This is a genomic window from Ectopseudomonas alcaliphila, assembly GCF_900101755.1.
Lineage (GTDB): Bacteria > Pseudomonadota > Gammaproteobacteria > Pseudomonadales > Pseudomonadaceae > Aquipseudomonas > Aquipseudomonas alcaliphila.
In genome coordinates this window covers 455,010-473,910 of record NZ_FNAE01000002.1, presented here as the reverse complement: position 1 = coordinate 473,910, position 18,901 = coordinate 455,010, and the positions used below count along the sequence as shown (strand labels likewise).

At 62.7% G+C, this 18,901-nt stretch carries 14 protein-coding genes; 2 read left to right on the top strand and 12 right to left on the bottom strand.

Translation table 11 applies throughout. The annotated features are described in order from the left end of the window. Positions 1-16: 16 nt before the first annotated feature. From pstB to BLR77_RS10885, 6 genes are all read right to left on the bottom strand, one after another. Positions 17-850: a phosphate ABC transporter ATP-binding protein PstB gene (gene pstB, locus BLR77_RS10910; protein ID WP_074677640.1), complete on the bottom strand. Its 834-nt coding sequence runs from the start codon at positions 848-850 to the stop codon at positions 17-19. A gap of 66 nt (positions 851-916) precedes the next feature. Further along, on the bottom strand, positions 917-2,587 hold the full coding sequence (pstA, locus tag BLR77_RS10905; RefSeq protein ID WP_074677639.1) for a phosphate ABC transporter permease PstA: 1,671 nt from the start codon (positions 2,585-2,587) through the stop codon (positions 917-919). 252 nt (positions 2,588-2,839) lie between these two features. After that, the gene (locus BLR77_RS10900) at positions 2,840-5,125 is read right to left on the bottom strand and encodes an ABC transporter permease subunit (protein WP_074677637.1); all 2,286 of its coding nucleotides are present in this window, start codon (positions 5,123-5,125) and stop codon (positions 2,840-2,842) included. Between the two features lie 165 nt (positions 5,126-5,290). Then, on the bottom strand, positions 5,291-6,259 hold the full coding sequence (locus tag BLR77_RS10895; protein ID WP_074677635.1) for a PstS family phosphate ABC transporter substrate-binding protein: 969 nt from the start codon (positions 6,257-6,259) through the stop codon (positions 5,291-5,293). A 928-nt stretch (positions 6,260-7,187) separates the two neighbouring features. Continuing rightward, positions 7,188-7,622 (bottom strand): ferritin-like domain-containing protein, encoded by a 435-nt coding sequence (locus BLR77_RS10890; protein WP_074677633.1) that lies wholly within the window; start codon positions 7,620-7,622, stop codon positions 7,188-7,190. A gap of 67 nt (positions 7,623-7,689) precedes the next feature. Further along, positions 7,690-8,520, bottom strand: a complete 831-nt coding sequence (locus tag BLR77_RS10885; RefSeq protein ID WP_074677631.1) for a BON domain-containing protein — start codon at positions 8,518-8,520, stop codon at positions 7,690-7,692. Positions 8,521-8,729: 209 nt separating this feature from the next. On the opposite strand from BLR77_RS10885, the gene algB reads away from it, so the two are divergent. Next, positions 8,730-10,082: a sigma-54-dependent response regulator transcription factor AlgB gene (algB, locus tag BLR77_RS10880; protein WP_074677629.1), complete on the top strand. Its 1,353-nt coding sequence runs from the start codon at positions 8,730-8,732 to the stop codon at positions 10,080-10,082. Between the two features lie 13 nt (positions 10,083-10,095). Then, complete coding sequence (locus BLR77_RS10875; protein WP_074677627.1) at positions 10,096-11,892, top strand: ATP-binding protein; 1,797 nt, start codon at positions 10,096-10,098, stop codon at positions 11,890-11,892. Between the two features lie 110 nt (positions 11,893-12,002). Here BLR77_RS10875 and BLR77_RS10870 read toward each other — a convergent pair whose 3' ends face one another. The 6 genes from BLR77_RS10870 to BLR77_RS10845 form a co-directional block, all read right to left on the bottom strand. After that, positions 12,003-12,188, bottom strand: coding sequence for a PA3371 family protein (locus BLR77_RS10870; protein WP_074677625.1), 186 nt, complete (start codon positions 12,186-12,188; stop codon positions 12,003-12,005). 18 nt (positions 12,189-12,206) lie between these two features. Further along, a complete protein-coding gene (locus tag BLR77_RS10865) occupies positions 12,207-12,518 on the bottom strand; it encodes a hypothetical protein (protein WP_074677623.1) in 312 nt (103 codons plus the stop codon). Positions 12,519-12,694: 176 nt separating this feature from the next. Continuing rightward, a complete protein-coding gene (locus BLR77_RS10860) occupies positions 12,695-13,882 on the bottom strand; it encodes a hybrid sensor histidine kinase/response regulator (RefSeq protein WP_074677622.1) in 1,188 nt (395 codons plus the stop codon). Next, complete coding sequence (locus BLR77_RS10855) at positions 13,876-14,487, bottom strand: chemotaxis protein CheB (RefSeq protein WP_074677620.1); 612 nt, start codon at positions 14,485-14,487, stop codon at positions 13,876-13,878. Before BLR77_RS10855 ends, BLR77_RS10860 begins: the two co-directional genes overlap by 7 nt. After that, on the bottom strand, positions 14,484-15,293 hold the full coding sequence (locus tag BLR77_RS10850) for a CheR family methyltransferase (RefSeq protein ID WP_074677618.1): 810 nt from the start codon (positions 15,291-15,293) through the stop codon (positions 14,484-14,486). Before BLR77_RS10850 ends, BLR77_RS10855 begins: the two co-directional genes overlap by 4 nt. Beyond that, positions 15,293-18,787, bottom strand: coding sequence for a response regulator (locus BLR77_RS10845; RefSeq protein ID WP_074677616.1), 3,495 nt, complete (start codon positions 18,785-18,787; stop codon positions 15,293-15,295). Before BLR77_RS10845 ends, BLR77_RS10850 begins: the two co-directional genes overlap by 1 nt. Positions 18,788-18,901 lie beyond the last annotated feature (114 nt).

Here is an 18,901-nt window from a genome sequence, read left to right as displayed (position 1 = left end):
TTGCTTGCCGCTGCGCTTAGCCGTAACGACCGGTGATGTAATCCTCGGTCTGCTTCTTGGCCGGGTTGGTGAACAGGGTATCGGTGTCACCGAACTCGATCAGCTTGCCCATGTACATGAACGCGGTGTAGTCGGAGACGCGCGCCGCCTGCTGCATGTTGTGGGTGACGATGACGATGGTGTACTTGCTCTTGAGCTCGTAGATCAGCTCCTCGACCTTCAGCGTGGAGATCGGATCTAGCGCCGAGCAGGGTTCGTCGAGCAGCAGCACTTCCGGCTGCACCGCCACGGTACGGGCGATCACCAGACGCTGCTGCTGACCACCGGACAGACCGAGCGCCGAGTCGTGCAGACGGTCCTTGACCTCATCCCACAGCGCCGCGCTCTTGAGTGCCCACTCCACCGCCTCGTCGAGCACGCGCTTGCTGTTGATGCCCTGGATACGCAGGCCATACACCACGTTCTCGTAGATGCTCTTGGGGAAGGGGTTGGGCTTCTGGAACACCATGCCGACGCGGCGACGCAGCTCGGCGACGTCCTCGCCCTTGCGGTAGATGTCGCGACCGTCGATGTTGATCTCACCTTCCACGCGGCAACCGTCGACCAGATCGTTCATGCGGTTGAAGGTACGCAGCAGGGTCGACTTGCCGCAGCCGGACGGACCAATGAAGGCGGTCACGCGCTGCTTGGGGATTTCCATCTTGACGTCGAACAGCGCCTGTTTCTGGCCGTAGTACAGGTTCAGACCCGGCACTTCGATGGCCGTGGTCTCGTTGGCCAGGTTGAGGCTCTGCTTGTCGCGGCCGAGGGCGGCCATATCGATACCGTGGGTATGGATTTCGTGTTGCATAAACTCACTCCGTTCGTAGCTACAAGCTGCAAGCTGCGCACCAGCGGTGCGCGACTCGTAGCTGCGTTAGTGATCCAGCGCCTTGTACTTCTCGCGCAGGTGGTTACGGATATAGACCGCGGTCAGGTTGAGCAGGGCGATAACGATCACCAGCAGCAGCGCAGTGGCGTATACCAGCGGGCGCGCGGCTTCGACGTTGGGGCTCTGGAAGCCGACGTCGTAGATGTGGAAGCCCAGGTGCATGATCTTCTGATCCAGGTGCAGGTAAGGGTAGTTGCCATTGAGCGGCAGACTCGGTGCCAGCTTGACCACACCCACCAGCATCAGCGGCGCTACCTCACCAGCGGCACGCGCCACGGCGAGAATCAGGCCGGTCATCATCGCCGGACTGGCCATCGGGATCACCACCTTCCACAGCGTCTCCGCTTTGGTGGCGCCGAGCGCCAGCGAACCTTCGCGTACTGCACGCGGAATTCGCGCCAGGCCTTCCTCGGTGGCGACGATCACCACCGGCAGGGTCAGGATCGCCAGGGTCAGCGAAGCCCACATCAGGCCCGGGGTGCCGAAGGTCGGCGCCGGTGCGGACTCGGGGAAGAACAGGCTGTCGATCGAGCCGCCCAGCACGTAGACGAAGAAGCCCAGGCCGAACACGCCGTATACGATCGAGGGTACGCCGGCCAGGTTGTTCACCGCGATGCGGATGATTCGGGTCAACGGGCCCTGGTGGGCATATTCACGCAGGTAAACCGCAGCGATCACGCCGAACGGGGTGACGATCACCGCCATCAGCATGACCATCAGCACCGTGCCGAAGATCGCCGGGAAAATGCCACCTTCGGTGTTGGCTTCACGCGGTTCGTCGCTGACGAACTCCCACAGCTTGAGGCCATAGAAGCCGACCTTGTCCAGCGGGCCCATGGCATTGGGACGGAAGGCCCGCACCACCTTGCCAAGAACGATGTCGCTCTCGCGGCCGTCACTGACACGCACGGTCATGCTGTCGCGGTTGAACTGCTGATAGAGCTCGACAATCTGCGCTTCCAGCACTTTGTAGTCGGCATCCAGTACGGCACGGCGCTGATCCAGGCCGGCCTGGGCAGCGGCATCCAGCTTGCCCTGCAACTCCAGCTTGCGCCCCTCCAGACGGATGCGCTCCATGCTGTGGTTGATCCGGCCAATGTCCTTTTTCTCCAGGCGCGAGAGCTGGGCATGCAATTGATCGACCCGCTCGATGCGCTTCTGCAGTTCGGCCCAGGCCGCTTCGCCTTCGGCGACTATCTGGCCGTTCTCTTTGACGTTGACCAGGTAGCCATACATGTTGCCCCACTCGCGGCGCTCCACCACCATAAGCTCGGCAGGAGTACGCGGGTTGCTCAGCCATTCACCGATCACCCAGCTGAAATCGGCGCCGAACAGCTCGCGGTTGCCCACCTTGAGCAGTTGACGGGTCATGAATTCGCCGCCCTCTTCGGCCACCGGCATACCGCTGGCGGCCAGACGCGCACGGGGCACTTCCTCGGTCTGGGTGATCTCACCCGCCATCACCTTGGGCGCTTGCCCAGGGATGCTGTAATCAGCCTCGATGACATTGGCCGGCCAGAAATGGCCCAGACCGCGGGTGGCGATGACCATCAGCAGGCCAAGGGTCATGATGATGGCGATGGCCACCGCGCCACCGCTCATCCACACGCCCGGGGCGCCACTCTTGTACCAGGACTTCAGGTTGTTCTGTTTCACGGCATCACACCTTGAATGAAATCTTGCATTGCGCCTCCCTCCCAGAAAGGAGAGAGGCTGCTTTTCTCCCCTCTCCCGCTTGCGGGAGAGGGGTTGAGGGAGAGGGTTACGGCACGCGGCCGAAACGCCCTCTCCCGCCCCTTCGGGGCACCCTCGGCCTGGGCATCCTGCGTCGCTCTAACTCCTGCATCCTTGCAGTCGTCTCCCATGAATGGGAGAGGGTCATCAGTTGGCCTGCTGCGCAGGCATGTTTTACAGGCTCGAGTACTTGACTCGCAGTCGCTGACGAATCAGCTCGGCCAGGGTGTTCATCACGAAGGTGAACATCAGCAGCACCAGCGCGGCGAGGAACAGCACGCGGTAGTGGGTACCACCGACCTCCGACTCCGGCATTTCCACAGCGACGTTGGCCGCCAGGGTGCGCATGCCTTCGAAGATGTTGATGTCCATGATCGGCGTGTTGCCGGTAGCCATCAGCACGATCATGGTCTCACCCACCGCGCGGCCCATGCCGATCATCAGTGCCGAGAAGATGCCGGGGCTGGCAGTGAGGATCACCACGCGGGTCAGGGTCTGCCAGGGCGTGGCGCCCAGAGCCAGGGAACCGAAGGTGAGACTCTTGGGCACGCTGAACACTGCGTCTTCGGCAATCGAGTAGATGTTCGGGATCACCGCGAAGCCCATGGCCAGGCCTACCACCAGAGCGTTGCGCTGGTCGAAGGGAATGCCCAGGTCATTGGTCAGCCACATCCGCATGTTGCCGTCGAACAGCCAGTTCTCGACATGACCGCTCATGCTGAAGGAAATCCAGCCCACGGCGATCACCACCGGGATCAGCAGTGCTGCCTCCCAGCCTTCCGGCACGCGATGGCGAATGCTCTCGGGCAGCTTGGTCCACAGAAAGCCGGTTAGCAGAATGCCGATGGGTGTCAGCAACAACAGGCTGAAGATGCCGGGTAAGTGGTTCTCCAGGAACGGTGCGAGGAACAGACCGGCGAAGAAGCCGAGAATCACCGTCGGCAGCGCCTCCATCAGCTCGATCACCGGCTTGACCTTGGTACGCATGCGCGGCGCCATGAAGTAGGCGGTGTAGATCGCCGCAGCCACGGCCAGCGGAGCGGCCAGCAGCATGGCGTAGAAGGCCGCCTTGAGGGTGCCGAAGGCCAGCGGCGAGAGGCTCAGCTTGGATTCGAAATCGGTGTTGGCCGAAGTCGACTGCCAGACGTAGTCCGGCTCCGGGTAGCTTTCATACCAGACCTTGCCCCACAGCGCGCTCCAGGACACTTCCGGGTGCGGGTTGTCGACCACGAAGCGTTGCAGCTTGCCGTCCGACTCCACCAGCACGCGACTGGCGCGTGGCGACAGGGCGGCGATGGCGCTGCCCTCGGCTACTGGCTGCTTGAGCAGGGTACGGTGCGCGGTGCTGTGGAAGATGCCCAACTGGCCATCGGCGTCCAGCGCCATGAAGCCCTTGCGGCGCTCCTCGGGAATAATCTGGGTGACGGCGCTGTTACCCAGCTGGAAGCTGCGTACCGGCTGGAAAGTGGACTTGCCATCACCATCGCGCACCATGAACCACTGCTGGATGCCGCCCTTGGCGTCGCCCAGCATGATGGAGATGCCGCCCAGCAGGCTGGTAGCGCTGGTGATGCGGTTGGAGGCGTCTTTGAGCAGCTCATAGCGGCCGTTGAGGCTGCGCTTGCGCAGATCGAAAACGTCGGCAGTCGACTCGCCATTGATCACGTACAACCACAGCTGGCGCGGATCGAGGATCAGCTCCTGGATGGGGTCGGCGATCTGCGGCAGGTTGATGCGATCCTCGCCGAGGCTGACCTCGCCGGTGAACAGGTTCTCTTCGCGGCTCAGCGCGACCAGGTGCAGCTCGCTGCCGGTAGAGCCGGCCAGCATCAGGGTGCCGCTGTTGAGGTTCAACGCCACATGTTCCAGCGGACGCCCCTGTGGGTCCAGCTCGATCGGCGCTTCACCGTAGGGGAAGTCGATCTGCGGCGCGATGGTACGAACGTTGTCCGGGTAGGTCACCTTGTAGTTGTGTTGCAGCACCAGCACCTGGCCGTTGGACAGGCCAAGGGCGACGCGGCGACTGCCCGGTTGATCCTGGCTGACAGAGGCGACGCTGACGCCTTCGGCCAGCGGCAGTTGCACGCGGCTCATCGCTTCGCCGTTCTTCAGGTTGAAGAACTGTACGCCACCTGCCCGGTCCAGGCGCATGGCCACCTGATTCTGCTCTTCCATTGCCAGCATCAGCGGCGCCTGCGCCTCGGCCAACCAGGCCGGTTGCTGGGCCTTGCGCGCCGTCATCTCGGCGCCCTGGAACATCGGCAGTACGACGTGGGCCAGATAGAAAAAAATCAGAGTAATGGCACCGAGCACCGCCAGGCCGCCAATGGAGACATACCAGCGCGCCAGTCGGTCCTTCAGCGCACGCATGCGGCGCTTGCGTTGCAGGGCGGGAGTATTGAAGTCGATCCCGAGGGGATTCTGTGATCGGTTCACGGATTCGTTTGCCAAGTCGTTCATGCGAGAAGTCTCTGCGCGGGCTTGATTGCAGCGCATGCGGCTGCCCAGGCTTGCCAATCTAGCGAGGTTGTATGACAGAAAAGTTACAGTCAGCTGACATGACGAAGCCCGCCACTCCGAAGAGGGCGGGCAACAGACATTGCAGCGCTTAGCGCGACGCCAGGATTACAGACCCAGTTCCTTCATGGTCTTCTCGGCGACCTTGGACGGCAGCGGGATGTAACCGTCTTTCATCACCACTTCCTGACCCTGCTTGGACAGCATCAGCTTGATGAACTCGGCATCCAGCGGGCTCAGCGGCTGGTTCGGCGCCTTGTTGACGTAGACGTAGAAGAAGCGAGCCAGCGGGAACTTGCCAGCCAGGGCGTTCTCTTCCGAAGCTTCGAAGGCTTCGCCGCCTTTCTTCGACAGCGGTACGGCACGGACGCTGGAGGTCTTGTAGCCGATACCCGAGTAACCGATGGCGTTCAGGGTGCTGGAGATCGACTGCACCACGGAAGCCGAACCCGGCTGCTCGTTGACGTTGGATTTGAAGTCACCTTTGCACAGGGCTTCTTCCTTGAAGTAACCGTAGGTGCCGGAAACCGAGTTACGGCCGAACAGCTGCAGCGGCTTGCTGGCCCACTCGCCAGTCAGACCAACGTCGCCCCAGGTTTTGATGTCCTTGTCGCCACCGCACAGGCGGGTGCTGGAGAAGATCGCATCAACCTGCTCGATGGACAGCGACTTGATCGGGTTGTCCTTGTGTACGAACACAGCCAGGGCGTCGATGGCAACCGGTACAGCGGTCGGCTTGTAGCCGTACTTCTCTTCGAAGGCCTGGATTTCGCTGTCCTTCATCGGACGGCTCATCGGGCCCATGTTGGCGGTGCCTTCAGTCATGGCGGGCGGCGCGGTGGAGGAACCGGCAGCCTGGATCTGGATGTTGACGTTGGGGTAGTTCTTCTTGAACTCTTCTGCCCACAGGGTCATCAGGTTGGCCAGCGAGTCGGAACCGACGCTGGACAGGTTGCCCGACACACCGGAAGTCTTTTCGTAGTTCGGCAGAGCCGGGTCGACGGCGGCTACAGCAGATACGGCGCTAACGCCAGCGGCGGCGAAAGTCAGGGCCGCCATCAAACGCTTCAGTTTCATGCCTTGCTCCTAGCAGGATAGTGTTGGATGGAACGGGCCCAAGTATCTGCAGGCCACGTGAACACTGTATGAAACGAATGTGACAGTTAAATGAACGTCGACGAGTTTCGGTCGCAGCAGCGAAAAGGCGCTTCGCATGGTTTGGGGGAAGTGCGGGTGATGCCGGACTGACAAGTTTTTGTACGTATCACTTACTGGCTTAGCACTATTCATTACCGCGTGCGCTGAGCGTTTGGGTTGCGCCCCTTACGGGCGCCACACCTTGATTCGCTGCGCTCACCCTTCGGGCCAGCCTGCGGCTGTTACTCCGCTTCGCTGCGTTTCCTCGCTCCGGTGCTGCTCCGGGGGCCGGCTTACATGGGCCATCCCTGACCCATTAAGCGGGGCCGCCATCGGTATCTCGCCGCATCCATGCGGCTCGCCCCCCTACGCAACACCTCCACTCGGCCTCTTGAGGGGACCGGGTCGCGAGCTTGCGTAATCTTTGCGGAATTAGAATTGGCGGCGTCTGGCCTTTGCATTTGCTCTTCAACTGCGATGCTACAGGCGACGCCCAAATCCCCTTCAGGAGGCCGAGTGGAATCGCCACGGAAGGGGTTGAGCGACATGGATGTCGCGAGAGCCACGATGGGCCAGGGATGGCCCTTCGTGGCGTGCCCCTGGAGTGGTGATGGAGCGAGGGAACCCCGGCGCAGCCGGGGCCGGATGGTGGGGTGCCCTTCTCTTTGGTTACTTTCTCTTGGGCAAGCAAGAGAAAGTGACTCGCCCGTAAGGGGCGAAACCAAGACGAAAGATCGACACGCCAATGATCTTGGCCCGAATATAAATAGCGCAAAAGAACACACAAACTAGCCAGCCCGGTCCGCTCAGCCCCAATAAAAAACCCCCACACGCCTTGCGTGCAGGGGCTCGGACGATGCTGCCGGCGTTACTGCATATTCTGCTTCAGCGCCCGCATACGGTCGTGACAAGCACGCACCTTGGGCATCTCCACGGCCAGAAGCACACGGACATCGTTGTCCGCACTTTCCAGTGCATCTTCGAAAGCATGCAGAATGCGGTCTTCCGCTTCCTCCAGCTGTGCGACGTAGGTGGCGTCTTCATCCTTGGCCAGGGTCGCGCGGGTGTCGGCGTAGAGCTGGCGCAGCTTGCCCAGCATGGTGCCGCCGGAAGCCGGCTCGCTCTGATTGGCCGCGACCTTGACGCTCAAGGCGTCGATCACTTCGGTCTTGGCCCGCACCATGTCGCGGAACAGCGCCTGCAGGCGGATGTCCTTGACCTCTTCGTGGGCATGCTCATAGAAGCGCTTGCCGTCACGGGTGATTTCGATCAGTTCATTGAGTTGTGCGGTCTTGCTGCTCATGGATTCACTCCTTGGCGATGGGACTTGCGGGTTGATGGCCATTCCAGTGGCCGGGATTGCTTGAAATTCAACTGCTGATACGCAGGGCGTCGGCGTCGACACCACGCACACCACGGATGTTGCGGGCGATCTCGACTGCCAGACGTTTCTCGGCGCTGCTCAGCACGCTGCCACGCAGATGGACCAGGCCGTCGTCGGTGTTCACCGAAATGTTCAGCGCATCCAGATTGCGGCTGTAGAGGAAGCTGGCCTTGACCTTGCTGGTGATCCAGCTGTCACTGATGTCCTCGCGCGCTTCGTCGAGGGTCGTTTGGACTTCGCTGCTACTGCTGTCGGCGGTACTGATGCTGAGGTGGTTGAACACCTCGCGCACGCCATCGGTATTGGCTGCCAGCTGGCCTGCCAACTCCTTGGCCGCCGGCGTCTGCGCATGGCCACTGAGGGTGATGTTGCCGGTTTCGCTCTTGACCTGGATGTCCAGGCCGCGGGTGTTGCTGTTCCACAGCAACTTGGATTTCACCGTGGCGGCCAGGCTGGCGTCCTCCAGGCGTTGCACGATGCTGGGTGGATCACCCTCGACGGCATCGCTGCTGACCTCGATGCGATTGTCCACCGAATCGATGCCATCTGTGCTTAGTGCCACCTGCTCGGCCAGCTCCTTCTGGACGTCGTTCTCGACCTTGCCACTGAGGGTGGCCGAACCATCCTCCACGTCGATATCGAGCTTGAACGGATTGAGGTGCCGGTTGAGCGCGAAGGCGGTCCAGATCGAACCTTCCTGGCGTGCCGCATCCAGCTGCGCTGACAGCTGGCCTTCGGCGGCGTGGCTGGCCAGCGGGGTCAGACCGAGCATCAGCGCGGTGCCGGCAGCCAGCAACAAAGGCTTGAACGGGGGCATGAGTTCCTCCTGTTCGTGAGACGATACAAGGAATATCGCAAGCCCCGTGCCAGCCAGTAAAAAATCAAATTCCCTTTAAAAACATTATCTTATTGTTCATAAAGGCACCCTGCCTGCATGCAGGGTGCAGTATCGGCGCAGTCAGGCCGTGCAACTTGCACGGTTTTTACCTGACTAAGCTGCATTGACCAGTCAGACGGAGCACATACATGGCAGTTGCAGAGCAAACCAGCGGGCGCATTCTGCTGGTGGACGACGAAGCGGCAATCCTGCGTACTTTCCGCTACTGCCTGGAAGACGAAGGCTACGACGTCGCCGGCGCCAGCAGCGCGACACAAGCCGAGGCGCTGCTGCAGCGGCAGGTGTTCGATCTGTGCTTTCTCGACCTGCGCCTGGGCGAGGACAACGGCCTGGACCTGCTGGCGCAGATGCGCATCCAGGCACCCTGGATGCGCGTGGTGATCGTCACCGCACATTCGGCCGTGGACACCGCGGTCGATGCCATCCAGGCCGGCGCCGCCGATTATCTGGTCAAACCCTGCACCCCCGATCAACTGCGCCTGGCCGCTGCCAAACAGCTGGAAGTGCGCACGCTGGCCGCACGCCTGGAGGCTCTGGAGGGTGAGGTGCGCAAGGCCAAGGACGGCCTCGACTCGCATAGCCCGGCGATGATGGCGATTCTGGAAACCGCACGGCAAGTCGCCGCTACCGACGCCAACATCCTCATTCTGGGCGAATCCGGCACCGGCAAGGGCGAACTTTCCCGCGCCATCCACGGCTGGAGCCGCCGCGCCAAGCGCACCTGCGTGACCATCAACTGTCCATCGCTGACGGCCGAGCTGATGGAAAGCGAGCTGTTCGGTCACGCCCGCGGCTCCTTCACCGGCGCCAGCGAAAGCACCCAGGGCCGCGTCAGCCAGGCCGACGGTGGCACCCTGTTCCTCGACGAGATCGGCGACTTCCCACTGGCCCTGCAACCCAAGCTGCTGCGCTTCATTCAGGACAAGGAGTACGAGCGCGTCGGCGACCCGGTGACCCGGCGCGCCGATGTGCGCATCGTCGCCGCCACCAACCTGGACCTCGACGAAATGGTGCGCGAGGGCCGCTTCCGCGAAGATCTGCTGTACCGCCTCAACGTCATCACCCTCAAACTGCCGCCGCTGCGCGAACGTCACGAAGACGTGATGGGCCTGGCCGAACGCTTCCTCGCCCGCTTCGTCAGCGACTATGGGCGCCCGGCGTGCGGCTTCAGCCCCGAGGCTGCCGCCGCCCTGCAGGCCTATCACTGGCCGGGCAATATCCGCGAACTGCGTAACGTCATCGAACGCGCCAGCATCATCTGCCAGAGCGAGACGGTGGAGATTGCCCACCTCGGCCTGGGCGGCAACGGCGAAGCGCCGAACAACACCGTGCGTGTCGGCGCAGCGATGAGCCTCGAAGAGCTGGAAAAGGCGCATATTGCCGCTGTGCTGGCCAGCAGCAACACCCTCGACATGGCAGCCAAGACGCTGGGTATCGATACCTCGACCCTCTACCGCAAACGCAAGCAGTACAACCTCTGAACACGGGATTTCCATGAAGCTGTCGATGAAGCTTCGCACGCGACTGTTCCTTAGCATCTCCGCGCTGATCACCGTTGCCCTGCTGGGCCTGCTGCTCGGCCTGTTCAGCGTCACACAGATGGCGCGCAGCCAGAGCGATCTGATCCAGCGTGGCTTCGATGCCGTGCGCGTAGGTCAGAAGCTGCGCCAGAACCTGGGCGACGAACTGACCGTCCTGATCGGCCAGGAGCCCGATGCACAGCGCCTGGAGGCTGTCCGCCAGTCGTTCCGCGCCACCTTCGACGAAAGCCTCAAAGCCAACCTCGGTAACAGTTACCTCAATGGCCTGGAGCAGGCCGAGGCGCTTTACAAGGAGATGGAGCAGGCCGCCAACAGCGCGGTGCCGGCCAATCAGACACCCTACAACCTGGCCAATCACAAACCCTTCATGGACGCCTTCCATCGCCTGCGCACCCATTTGCTGGACCAGCAGGACCAGGTCGTCGCCTGGGTCATCGCAGCCGAACAAAAGGCCGCCGAGCGCTCCCGTCTGATCGCCGGGCTGCTGGTGCTGATCGGCCTGGCGGTACTGGCGATCGGCGTACTCACTGCCCACGGCATCGCCCGCCGCTTCGGTGCCCCCATCGACATGCTGGCGCGAGCCGCCGACCAGATCGGCCAAGGCAAGTACGACGTGGTGCTGCCGGTATCGCCGGTGCTCGAACTGGCCGTGCTGAGCCGCCGCTTCGGCCTGATGACCGAGGCTCTGCGCGAATACCATTCGAGCAACCTCAACCAGCTGCTCAGCAGTGAGGGCCGACTGAAGGCGGTACTCGACAGCATCGATGATGGCCTGGTCATTCTCGACACCCAGGGCAGCATCGAGCACGCCAACCCGGTGGCGCTGCGCCAACTGTCCTGGCAGACCGATATCCTGGGCCAGCCAATAGGTCCGCTGCTGCCCAATCACGCGGTGGACGAGGCGCTACGCCAGGTGCTGGCAGGCGAGCTGTTGCGCGAGCCGCCGGCCGATCTGCAGATCGAACGCGACGGCGAGACCAGGCTGCTGGCCTGGGCCCTGACCCCGGTTCAGGTGCGCGAGGGCGGTAGCGTGGGAGCCGTCATGGTACTGCGTGACGTCACCAAACAACGCGCCTTCGACCGGGTACGCAGCGAGTTCATCCTGCGCGCGTCCCACGAGCTGCGTACGCCGATCACCGGCATGCACATGGCTTTCAGCCTGCTGCGCGAGCGCCTGTCGCTGCCGTCAGGTGGACGCGAGCAGGAACTGATGCGAACCGTCGACGAAGAGATGCATCGCCTGGTGCAGCTGATCGACGATCTGCTCAACTTTTCGCGCTACCAGAACGGCATACAGACCCTTCAACGCCGCCCCTGCGACCTGGCGGCGATTGTTCAGGAGACGCCACATCGCTTCGCCGAGAAAGCCGCCGAGCGTGAGGTGACAGTGGTTTGCGAAGTCCATGAACCGCTGCTGCCGCTCCACCTCGATGCCGCCCAGCTGGAGCGCCTTCTCGATAACCTGACCGACAACGCCCTGCGCTACAGCAATCCAGGCGACAAGGTGCGGCTACAGGTGCGTCGCCATGGCGAACAGGTGATCGTCAGCGTGCAGGACGAGGGTGAAGGGATTCCCTTCGAACAGCAGGCGCGGATCTTCGAACCCTTCGTTCAGGTCGGCAGGCGCAAGGGCGGTGTCGGCCTCGGCCTGGCGCTGGCAAGGGAGATCGTGCAGTTGCACGGCGGCCAGCTCAGGGTTCACTCGCGCCCCGGCGAAGGCGCCAACTTCTACTTCAGCCTACCGGTATGAGGTCCGGTGGCAGCGGCTCAACAGCTGTTCACTCCGAGCAATAGAAAACGCCGCGTCTTCGCGGCGTTTTCTATTGCGTCGGGCGGCCAGTTCGACAGGTTGCTTCAGCTTCAGCGCAGCACCGGGTCGAACTTGATACGGCGACCGGCCATCAGCGCGACCAGAAAGCCCAAACCGAAAACAATGCTGGCTACCTTGAGCAGCAGGGCGCCCACCTCTTCCAAGCCAGGGCTCAGCCACAGCGCCGCGAGGCTCGACAGGGTCACGATCAACAACAAGATGGCACTTCGGGACATGACGGGACTCCTTGTCGGTCAGAACACCCAGCGCGGGGTGCTGTTGGCAGGGCGCGGCTCATGGTTGGCAGTATCGGTGTCGCCTTCGTCGGAAATACGCAGCCACTGCGTATCGTCACCGACGGCACCGACAGCGCGGGCGGGCTGCTCGCGCAGTTCGCTAGAACCTTTCTGCTGCGCGGCGACGCGGGATTCCCACACTGGCGAGTTGGAGAGGGTGAATTCGGCCGTCTTGGCAACGGCTCCAGCCGAACCACTGAAATCTTTGGCGTAAGCCCCGTTGACCAGCAATGCAGCGACGCAAAACAGGCTCACTCGGACGATGTTCATGACGCTTCTCCATTAGCAGGTCAGTCAGGGGGCTTACATGACTGATTCTGCAGCGCTCATGCCAACATCCGAATCGCTTAAATATCCTTATAAATCAATAACTTAAAATTAAAACCACTGTCAGGTCCCATGCACTTTGCAAGGTGCATGAATTACGACACGTGCAATTTGCACGATCAGCTGCGTAGCGGCAGCAGAATGCTGAAACAGGAGCCTTCGCCGAGGCGACTGCTGAGCTCGATGCGGCCGTCATGGGCCTCGACGATCTGCTCGCTGATAAACAAGCCGAGCCCGAGCCCCTGAGCGACACTGGTGCCACAGACGCGCTCGAACTGCTCGAATACCCGCCGCTGATCGGCCTCGGAAATGCCCAGCCCCTGATCACGTACCTCGGCGCGGACCATATCGTCCACCACCCTCACCCGCACCGACACCGGCTTGCCGCCGCCGTAGCGCAGGGCGTTGGTCAGCAGGTTGGCCAACACCTGCTCGATGCGGAACTCGTCCATCATCACCGGCGCCGGGCCATCGACGTACAGCTCGACATGGCTCCCCGCGTTGGTGAACTGTGCGGCCAGGCTCTCCACCACGCTGCCAGCCAGCACGCCGAGGTCACCCGGCTCAGGGCGCACGGAAAGCTTGCCGGTACGAATGCGCGAAACATCCAGCATGTCATCGATCAGCCGGCTCAGGCTGCGGATCTGCCGCTCATCGCGGGCCACCATCTCCTGCAGCTTATCCGGGGTAAAGGCATCCATGCGCCCCTGTTCCAGGCGCAGTCTGCGCAACTGGACGTCGAGGATCAGACCGTTGAGTGGCGTGCGCAGCTCGTGCGAGGCGATGGACATGAACACGTCGCGCATCTGCACTGCCTTCTGCAGCTCGCCCTGAGTCTCGCGCAGCTCGCCGAGCAGCGCCTCCTGCTCACGACGCGCGGCCTCGACCATCTCCAGCTGCATGCTCAACGCCTTGCGGTGGCGGTACAGCTCGACGAACATCGCCACCTTGCTGCGCACCTCGAAGGGCGACAGCGGCTTGTGCAGGAAGTCCACCGCGCCACTCTCGTAACCACGGAAGGCGTAGTCCATGTCGCGGCCAACGGCGCTGACGAAGATGATCGGGATATGCTTGGTCTTCTCCGTACCGCGCATCAGCTCGGCCAGCTCGAAGCCGTTCATGCCCGGCATCTTGACGTCGAGAATGGCCAGAGCGAACTCGTGCTCGAGCAGCAGCGACAGCGCCTCGTCGGCGCTGCTGGCCTGGAACACGGTGCGGTCTTCGCTCTGAATCAACGAACGCAACGCCAGCAGGTTTTCCGGCAGGTCGTCGACGATCAATACCTTGGCTTCAATCTTCCTCAGCATGGCAGGGCATCCAGTTCGGCCAGCAGCAGGCGCATGGCATTGATAGACAGGAGAAAATCCGGTTTCAGCAGCGCCAGCGCGGCATTCGGCATGGTGGGCACCTGCGCGTCGGCCGGCTCCTGCACCAGGGTCAGGCCGCCGGCCTGTTTGATCGCCAGCAGACCGGTCGCGCCGTCCTCGTTGGCGCCGGTGAGCAGCGCGGCGGCCAGCTGCTCGCCATAGGCATCGGCAGCGGACTCGAAAAGAATATCGATCGATGGCCGCGAGAAATGCCGGGGCTCCTCACGGCTGAGGGAAAAGCTGCGATCGGTTTCGATGGACAGGTGGTAACCGCCTGGTGCCACGTAGACCACACCGCCACGCAGGTATTCCTTGTCCTCGGCTTCCTTGGCGGGCAGTTGCAGGCGTCGCTGCAGCAGATCGGCCAGCAGACTGTCGCTGCGATCCGGCTGGTGCAGCAGGCACACCACCGGCAGACGGTAATCCGGCGGCAGGTCTTCGAGCAGATTCAACAGGGCCTCCACCCCACCGGCCGAGGCGCCAATCAGCAGGGCCTGCAGCGGCGCACGCACTTGACCCCGCAGAATGATCCGTTGAGTGCTCATCGCTTGCGAAAGATCCGCTCGGGCCGCGACACCGCCTCGAACTGCCGGGCATAGGCGGAGAAATCCAGGCTCTCCTTGCTGCCCAGGCCGAGAAAACCGCGGTGGCAAAGGGATTCGTGGAACAGGCCGAGCGCACGGTCCTGCAGGTCGCGGTTGAAGTAGATCAGCACATTGCGACAGGACACCAGGTGGGTTTCGGCGAACACGCTGTCGGTAGCCAGGCTGTGATCGGCGAAGGTCACGTTGGCCCGCAACGACTTGTCGAACAGCACCCGGTCATAGGCCGCCGAGTAGTAGTCGGAGAACGCGCGCTTGCCACCGGACAGCTGGTAGTTCTGGGTGTAGGTGCGCAGGTTGTCGAGGGCGAAGATGCCCTGCTCGGCCCTCTCCAGCGAGTGCGGATTGATATCGGTGGCGTAGATCATGGTGCGTTCCAGCAGGCCTTCCTCGTGCAGCAGGATGGCCAGGGAATACACCTCCTCGCCGGTGCTGCAGCCAGCGACCCAGACCTTCAGCGAGGGGTAGGTGTGCAGCAACGGCACCACCTGCTCGCGCAGGGCGAGAAAGTATTCGGGGTCGCGGAACATCTCGCTGACCGGGATGGTGAGGTACTGCAGTAGCTGCATGAACGCCTTTGGCTCGTGCAGGATGCGCTCCTGCAAGGCCGAGATGGTCGGGCAATCCAGCTGAGCCTGCGCCTGGCGTACACGGCGCTTGAGCGAGGCTTTCGAATAATCGCGAAAGTCGTAGCTGTAGCGCAGGTAGATCGCCTCGATCAGCAGGCGCAGCTCGATTTCGTCAGGCATCACAGACGCTCCAGCTTGGGCATCCACACGCGGATCAGGGAGAACAGGCGATCCAGATCGATGGGTTTGGCCAGGTAATCGTTGGCGCCGACTTCGCGGCAGCGCTCCTGATCATCCTTCATCGCCTTGGCCGTGACCGCAATGATCGGCAGGCTCTTCCAGCGCTCCTCCAGACGAATTTGCCGGGTGGCTTCGTAGCCGTCCATCTCCGGCATCATCACGTCCATCAACACCAGGTCGATGTCTTCGCGCTCGCGCAGCTTGTCCAGCGCTTCGAAGCCGTTGCGCGCGACTTCGACCGTGGCGCCCTTCTGCTCCAGGGCGCTGGAGAGGGCGAAGATGTTGCGCACGTCATCGTCCACCAGCAGCAGGCGCCGGCCCTCGAACAGCTTGTCGCGGCTGCGCGCGGTCTTGAGCATGCGCTGATGCTCGCTGGAAAGCTCGGCCTCGACCTTGTGCAGGAACAGGGTGACCTCGTCCAGCAGGCGTTCCGGCGAACGCGCGCCCTTGATGATGATCGAGCGCGAGTACTTGAGCAGCTCGGCTTCCTCGTCACGGGTCAGGTTGCGCCCGGTGTAGACGATCACCGGCGGGAAGGAGCAGATGTCCTCCTCGGCCATGCGCCGCAGCAGCTCGTTGCCGAGCATGTCGGGCAGCTTGAGGTCGATGATCATGCAATCGAACACCGTGTCGCGCAGCTTCTCCAGCGCTTCGCCGGCCAAGGCGACGGCGGTGATCTCGATGTCTTCGTCACTGATCAGGCGCGCTACGCTGTCGCGCTGTAGCGGATCGTCCTCGACCAGCAAGACACGCTTGACCTGCTGATTGAGCTTGGCCTCGAGCTTGCCGAAGACCTCCTTGAGCTGATCGCGACTGGTGGGCTTGAGCGCATAGCCAACCGCTCCCAGGTGCAGCGCTGCCTCGCTCTGGTCCTCCACCGAGACCACATGAACCGGGATGTGACGGGTGTGTGGGTCGTCCTTCAGACGTTGCAGCACACCAAGACCGGAGCCGTCGGGCAGGCGCATGTCGAGCAGGATAGCGTCCGGGCGGTACTGCCGCGCCAGCTCCAGGCCTTCGTCGGCGCAGGTAGCGACCAGGCAGGCGTAGCCCAGCTCGTGCGCCAGATCGAAGAGGATGCGGGCGAAGCGCACTTCATCTTCCACCACCAGCACGCGGCGTCCACCACGCTCGTCGAGGTGCTCGCGGTCATCGGCGAAAGGCGCCGGTGCTCGCGGCATCGCCGGGGCAGCAGCCGTGGCGGCAACCGGCAACGGTTGCTCAACCGCCATCCGAGGCTCGGCAACCGGCTTGCTCGGAGCAGCACCTTCGACCAAGCGCTCGGGCAGCAGCAGGGTGAAGATGCTGCCCTCGCCCGGCACGCTGCTGACCGTGATGGAACCACCGAGCAGCCCGGCCAGGTCACGCGAGATGGACAACCCCAGGCCAGTACCGCCATAGCGGCGGTTGGTGGTGCCGTCGGCCTGGCGGAAAGCCTCGAAGATCGCCTGCTGCTGATCCGCAGCGATGCCAATGCCGGTGTCGCGCACGGCAAAGGCCAGGTACTGCTCATCCTGCCGCGACACGCTGAGGGTCACGCCGCCGCGGTCGGTGAACTTGAAGGCATTGGACAGCAGGTTGCGCAGGATCTGCTCGGCGCGCTGGCGGTCAGTGAACAGGACCTGCGGCAGCTCGCCCTGCTGTTCGATCTCGAAACTCAGACCGCGCTCGCCCGCCAGCGGTACGAATACATCACGCAAGCTTTCGAGCACGCTCGCCAGCGGCGCGCGCTCGGGGCGTATCTCGAGCTTGCCGGCCTCGACCTTGGCGATGTCGAGAATGTCGTTGATCAGATTGAGCAGATCGTTGCCGGCCGAGTAGATCGATTCGGCGAACTTGACCTGTTCGTCGTTGAGGTTGCCGTTGCCGTTTTCTGCCAGCAGCTTGGCCAGGATCAGCGAGCTATTGAGCGGCGTACGCAGCTCATGGCTCATGTTGGCGAGGAATTCGGACTTGTAGCGACTGGCGCGCTGCAGCTCTTCGGCGCGCTCCTCCAGCTGTGCCTGGATGCGGCCGAGGGTGGTATTGCGCTGGTCCAGCTCGTCGCGCTGGTCGGACAACGTCTGCGCCTGCTCGGAGAGCTTCTCGTTGGTCTGCTCCAGCTCGGCCTGCTGGGTTTCCAGGTGCGCCTGGGACTCCTTGAGCACGCGCGCCTGCTGCTCCAGCTCCTCGTTGGCCGCGCGCAGTTCTTCCTGTTGAGTCTGCAGCTCCTCGTTGAGTTGCTGGGTCTGGCCAAGCACCTCCTGCAGGCGCTGGCGATAGCGCGCGGCCTCAAGCGCCATCCCGACATTGCTGGCGATGGCCTCGAGGAACTCGCGCTCACGCGGTTCCAGCACGCGCATGAAGGCCAACTCGACCACACCGTTGACGCGATCTTCGGTCTGCAGTGGCAGCAAGGCAACGCTCACGGGCTGCCCTTCGCCAAGGCTCGAGACGACCTTGATGTAATCCGCCGGAAGATCGTCCAGACAGATCAGACGGCGGCCGCGAGCAGCTTGCCCGACCAGGCCTTCACCGCGGTAGAAGCGCTCCTTGAAGCTGGCGTCTTCGCTGAAGCCGTAACCAGAAACGCGCCGCAGATCACCGCTGTGGCCGTCGCGCAGGTACAGCGCAGCCACCACGCAGTCGAGGTACTCGGCGAGGAACTCCAGAGAACGATCAGCCAGCTCCTGTACCTGTGGTTGACCGAGCAAGCGCTCCGATAGCTGGCTCTGGCCGTCGCCCAACCATACGCGTCGGCGCTGTTCCTCGGCGAAGTCGGCCTGCCTGGCCATGGCCTGGGAATAGGTCTGCGAGAGGTTCATCAGCTCACGGCGACCGAACAGTGCCAACAGGGCACTGAACAGGATGCTGACCACCAGGTAAATTCCAGCGCCCCAGAGTGCGGTAGTGCCGGCTTCGGAATTGCGCTGCTGGCGCAACTCACGCTCGCTGTTGATGAAGGTATCGAGCTCACGGCGCATGCCATCGGTGAGGTTCTTGCCGCGTCCTCGTCCAACCTCGGCCAGGTAGTTACCCCCGTCGCGACGGCTGTCTATGACTTCCTGGGCGAACAGATCCCATTGCTCCTGCAGCGCCAGCAGACGCTCGAGTCGCTGCGCCTGCGGCGGGTTATCCCCGACCATGCCGATGAGCTGTTCGGTCAGCGGGCGAAACTTGCCGCGCGCCTGCTCGTAAGGCGCCAGGTAGTCCTCGTCACCACTGAGCAGGAAACCGCGCATGCCGGTCTCCAGATCCAGGGTCAGCTTGTACACCTCGCTGGCCCGGTTGAGGACCTGGTCGGTATGCTCGACCCAGCGCACCACATTGAGCAGGTAGCCGATCAACAGCGCAAAGAACAGCGCACCGACCAGGCCCAGGCCGAGCGGCAGCCCGACGTTACGGTTGAGAATCCGGCGAAACCCTTTTTCGTCCATTGCGGACTCATTCGACATTGGGACGTCCATTCGATGATTGTCTCGCTTGTTCTTGTCTGTCCGGGGAAGGCGTATGGCACACTGACCGCGCACCGACTCCGAAGTTTGCCAAACATTCGCGCATTCTGCGCG